Below are 4,944 nucleotides of genomic sequence, written 5' to 3'. Positions count from 1 at the left end.
ATATTTAATTATAAAAAAATATTTATTGTAATATCTCCACTAAATGTTTTACTTCTATTTTTTTTCTCAATTTCTTTATGCGGCCGTCAATTTGCATCAGACATCCGGGACAAGAGGTAACAACTACATTAGCCCCGCTTTTTTCTATTGCTTCGATTTTTTTTTCTAAAATTGCGCCTGAAAGAGGAGGAAATTCTATTGCAAAAGACCCTGCCGCCCCGCAACAATAGTTTGAATTTATCATTTCTACAAAATTTTCACCATTTACTTCTTTCACTATTTCAGCAGATGCTTTCAAAGCATCCTGATTCTTTTTCATATGGCAGGGGGTGTGATATGTAATTTTGTTTACGCTCTTATTTTCTGCTTTATATCCTAATACATTTATTAAATATTGTGAAATATCGATGCATTTATCTGCAATTTTCAAAGCGTCATCATAGATGGAATTGCCTTTTGGTATGATTTCAAGATATTTTTTTGAAAGCGCTTCAAAGCAGGTGGGGCAAGCAGTAATAATAGGCAGAGAATAATCTTTCAAAACTTTTATATTTTCCTTTGCTAATTCCCTTGCTGTTTCAATATCTCCTGAGGCTATTAGTGGAAAACCGCAACAATTCAAATTAGCCGGGAAGACTATCTTTTTCCCTCTGTTGTTGAATAGATGAATGATTTTTTCTCCAATATGAGGATAAACAAATTCTATTAGACAGCCGGGAAAGAAAATAGCTTCTTCATTTCCGATTTGTGTCATTTTTTTATATCTTTCCTTAAATGAAACCTTTGCTATGGTGGGTAATGTACGAAATTCAGTCATTTTTGAAAAAAAGAGAGGAAGATGCCTTAAAGTATCATCTTTGTCCTTGAAAAGGGATGAAGAAATTGAAGCCGCCTTGATTGCCTTTTCAAAAAGCTCTCGATTTTTCATTATTTTTTTGAAAAATATCTTTTTGAAAAATGGAAGTTTCCCTTTTTCAGCATATCTATTTCTAAGTTTTAAAAGTAATTCAGGAATATCTATCTTGACAGGGCAGACATCTGAGCATTCTCCGCATCCTGTGCAGGAAAAAGCGAGAGTTTGTGCATCATCAGTGTTTGAAAGAAAATATGTCAGCAATGTGCCAATTCCTCCCATATATGTGCTTCCAAAGATATGGCCGCCAATTGCCCTAAAGACAGGGCAAACATTCAGACATGCGCCACAGCGAATGCAATATAGAATTTCTCTGAAATCTTCATCTTCAAGTAACTGTGAACGCCCATTGTCAAGCAATACAATGTGCACTTCTTCAGGCCCATGAGCGCCTAATGTGAGATTTAACTCGATGTCAGCAGTGCGGCTTGGTCCTGTTATATAAGAAATATAGCTTGTAATATTTTGCCCTGTGGCATTGCGTGTTAAAAGTTTGATTAATGAAACGCTTTCATCCATTGTTTTGATGATTTTCTCCATTCCTACTACTGCGATGTGAATGGCAGGAAGACTTGAGCAAAGCCGTGCATTTCCTTCATTGGAAAGAATGACAAGTGTACCTGTATCAGCTATAAGAAAATTACTTCCGGTAATTCCCGCTTTCGCTTCGATAAATTCATTCCGTAAGTGCTTACGGGCTACTTTGACGAGCTCATCGGGATTGTCAGGAAGATTTCTATTCTCAACCTTTTCAAAAGTTCGGGCTATTTCTTCTTTTGTAAGATGCATAGCAGGGACGATTAGATGTGAAGGTTTTTCACCTCTCAACTGAATTATCCATTCTCCCAAATCTGTCTCGACTGCCTTTATCCCATTGGCATAGAGAGCTTCATTCAGCCCTATTTCTTCAGTGGCAAGTGACTTTGATTTTACAACTTTTGAAATTCCATATTTTTTCAAAAGGTTTGTTATGTATTTGCATGCCGATGATGAATTTTCTGCAAAAAACAGTTTTCCACCAGCATTTTCAAAATTCTTTTTGAAGAGATTTATATTCTCTTTTAGCTCATTTATCGATTTTTCTTTGATATTTCGCGCCTTCTCTCTTGCGGAATCCAAATCTTTGAAATCTGAAAAAGCTTTTTCTCTATTTTCACAAAATCTCTCGGTGGTCCTTTTTAATGCTTCTTGGAGAATTCGATTATTTATTGCCCTGCGGCATTCTTCATTATACTGTTTCCTTTTTTTGCTCAATAATTACAACTCCTTAGTATGGTTAGGTGTTTCTAAATTAATAAAATAAATTTTCTCTTGCAAGACAATTGTTAGAGTAAATGATGATGAAGAAAGATTTTATGAATTTTGAAGATATAGACCAAAGAAGATCTTTTTGGTAAAAGTTAGATATCAAATTGTCAATTTTGATTTAAAAAAATGAAGATTGCTATTTCAAATCATTTCTATGCAGGCACTGAGCTTTCTGTGGACAAGCTCAAAACAATAAAATCGCTCGGTTTTGAATACATTGAATTTTGGACAATGCCTCCACATATAAATTTGAATGATGAAAAAAACATTGATGAATCACTTCGACTTGTTTCTAATTCAGGATTGATTATAAATTCTTATCATGCGCCTATCTTTAAACTAAGAGACGACGCATCCTCTCGTGAAATAAGTTATATTACTGAAATTGATGAAAAAGAAAGACTAAGATCAGTTGATCTAATATGCCGCTCAATCGAGGTTATGTCTAAAAGCGGTTCAAATTTGATAGTTCTTCACGGAGATATGAAAGATAAAAAAAGACTAAAAGAGACAAAAGAATCACTGAAAAAAAGTTTGAAGGAAATCTGCGAAAGAGCAAAAAAACATAATACCCTTGTTGCTCTTGAAAATACAGAAAGGGAATTGCCTGTTGCTGAGTTGAAAAGAATTGTAGATGAGTTATCCATAGAAAATCTTGGGTTATGTATAGATGTAGGACATGCAAATGTTTTTGAAAATCCTGTGGAAGCAATAAGGACTGCAGGCAATTATTTATTGAATATTCATGCTTCTGATAATGACGGAATAAGCGATTCTCATCTTCATCCGGGCAGTGGAAATGTTGAATGGAATCAGATTGCTGAAACATTATCGCAAATGAATTATCAGGGAAGTTTTACCATTGAAGTAAAAAGCGCTAATGGAATCGAAGGCATTTCTTTATCTGATATAAAGCGACTTCTAAAAATGGTTTAATTATTATTGTTTTTCTAGTGCTTTTTTAGAGAGATTGGCATTTACATTTGGTGACTCAAAGAATGGTTGAATAATTACTCGACTAAAAAATTTTTTTAAGGTATGGATTTGCATTATTCGGAAAAGAAAGATTACATTATTGGGGAATAAAGGAGAATAAAAATGAAATCGGAAACAATTGTTATTGGTATTCTCTGTTTTGCATTGGGTGTGATGACAGCAGTGGTGCTGCCAAAATATTTTAAACCAACTGAGGTTGATATTACAAATCAGATGCCTGCCCCGCCTCCGCCTCAAAATGCTCCTGCTCCTTCAGCAAATCTCATTGCTGCAGTAAAACAGCTTGAGTCTCTTGTCAAAAATGACCCAAACAATCTGAAGCTGCGCCTTCAGCTTGGACATGCCTATTTTGATTCAGGTGCATATGGCAAAGCAATTCCTGAGTATGAATTGTATCTTGAAAAAAATCCTGACGATGCAGATGTGAGGACGGATCTTGGTATCTGTTATAGAAGGACAGGAAACTCCCAGCGGGCAGTTGAAGAGTTTGAAAAGGCGGCAAAATCTAATCCAAACCATTTGAATTCGAGATTGAATGCCGGCATTGTTTCCTACTATGATTTGAAGGATTTTCCTCGTGCACTTAAAAATTGGGAATCTTATTTGAAAATAGCGCCAGCAGATAGTCGAGCACAGGAAATAAGGAAAAAAATCGATGAAATTAAAGCGATTTTGGGTGAAAAATAGGAGGTCATGTAAAATATCTTCCTTCTATATTTATCCCCAAAATCTGTGAATAAACTGTGATTAACTCGTGGATTTCTATGGTAAGGTTAATGAATTTTTTACATTCGCAACAGTTTGCTACAATTTAGTGCAATTTAAAAAAGGATGAAGAAATTGAGCCGGATAAAAGAAAAATTTAATCAAACTCTTTCGAAAGGTAGAAGTGCTTTTATTCCTTATATATGCGCAGGCGATCCAAATCTTGAAGCATCAGGGAGAATTTTGCTTGAATTGCAGGCAAGAGGAGTGGACATCATAGAATTGGGAATTCCCTTTTCAGACCCAATTGCAGATGGTCCCACGATTCAGAAAGCATCCCTTCGTTCTTTGAAAAGCGGTACAACAGTAAAAAAGATTTACAGACTTTTAAAAGATATTGAAAATCATATAGAAGTGCCAATTGTGGTAATGACCTATTACAATCCTGTTTTGAAATATGGAGTTGAAAGGTTTTTTGATAATTTTAAATCAGTAGGTGTTGATGGCATTATTGTTCCTGATCTGCCTCCAGATGAAGCTGAGGACTTTATAAAAATCTCTGAAGATTATGATATTGATTCAATATTTCTGCTGTCGCCTACAAGCAATTATGAAAGGATTAGAAGGGTAAGCAGAGCCAGTCGCGGCTACATATATTATGTGTCAGTTTTAGGCGTTACCGGTGCCAGAGATACATTGAGCAACACTTTGGGAAAAAAGGTAAAGGAGATAAAAAAATATACAAAATTACCTATTTCTGTCGGTTTTGGCATTTCTACTCCTAAACAGGTTTCAGAGGTTTCAAAAATAGCCGAAGGCGTAATCGTTGGTAGTGCAATAATAAGAGTAATCGAATCGAATCTTGGGAAGAGTGCTATTGAGAAGAAAGTTGGCAAATATGTTTCTAAACTTCTCAACGGCTTTGAAACATTCTAATTTTTTCAAATTTAAAAATATTTACGATATCAAGATCAAATTTTAGGATATTGATATGTTTATTTTACTAAAATGAACTATATTAT

4 protein-coding genes are annotated in these 4,944 nt (G+C 34.9%); 3 read left to right on the top strand and 1 reads right to left on the bottom strand.

Going from position 1 to position 4,944, the window contains the following annotated elements:
- Positions 1-22: 22 nt before the first annotated feature.
- Entirely contained in the window at positions 23-2,167 is a 2,145-nt protein-coding gene (locus tag D6734_10245; GenBank protein ID RMF93372.1) for a 4Fe-4S dicluster domain-containing protein, read from the bottom strand.
- 180 nt (positions 2,168-2,347) lie between these two features.
- On the opposite strand from D6734_10245, the gene D6734_10240 reads away from it, so the two are divergent.
- The 3 genes from D6734_10240 (at position 2,348) to D6734_10230 (ending at position 4,858) form a co-directional block, all read left to right on the top strand.
- Positions 2,348-3,157: a sugar phosphate isomerase/epimerase gene (locus tag D6734_10240; GenBank protein RMF93371.1), complete on the top strand. Its 810-nt coding sequence runs from the start codon at positions 2,348-2,350 to the stop codon at positions 3,155-3,157.
- A gap of 162 nt (positions 3,158-3,319) precedes the next feature.
- Positions 3,320-3,904 carry a tetratricopeptide repeat protein gene (locus tag D6734_10235; GenBank protein RMF93370.1) on the top strand — a complete coding sequence of 195 codons (585 nt, stop codon included), beginning with the start codon at positions 3,320-3,322 and terminating at the stop codon, positions 3,902-3,904.
- 144 nt (positions 3,905-4,048) lie between these two features.
- Entirely contained in the window at positions 4,049-4,858 is an 810-nt protein-coding gene (locus D6734_10230; protein RMF93369.1) for a tryptophan synthase subunit alpha, read from the top strand.
- The last annotated feature ends 86 nt before the right edge of the window (positions 4,859-4,944 follow it).

Source organism: Candidatus Schekmanbacteria bacterium, assembly GCA_003695725.1.
In the GTDB taxonomy this organism is placed as follows: Bacteria; Schekmanbacteria; GWA2-38-11; order GWA2-38-11; family J061; genus J061.
This window is presented reverse-complemented; position numbering and strand designations above follow the sequence as displayed.

What these genes read in the sequence shown, in the direction of transcription:
- D6734_10240 (RMF93371.1), top strand. Translation starts at nt 2,348, where the DNA reads ATGAAGATTGCTATTTCAAATCATTTCTATGCAGGCACTGAGCTTTCT.
- D6734_10235 (RMF93370.1), top strand. Translation starts at nt 3,320, where the DNA reads ATGAAATCGGAAACAATTGTTATTGGTATTCTCTGTTTTGCATTGGGT.
- D6734_10230 (RMF93369.1), top strand. Translation starts at nt 4,049, where the DNA reads ATGAAGAAATTGAGCCGGATAAAAGAAAAATTTAATCAAACTCTTTCG.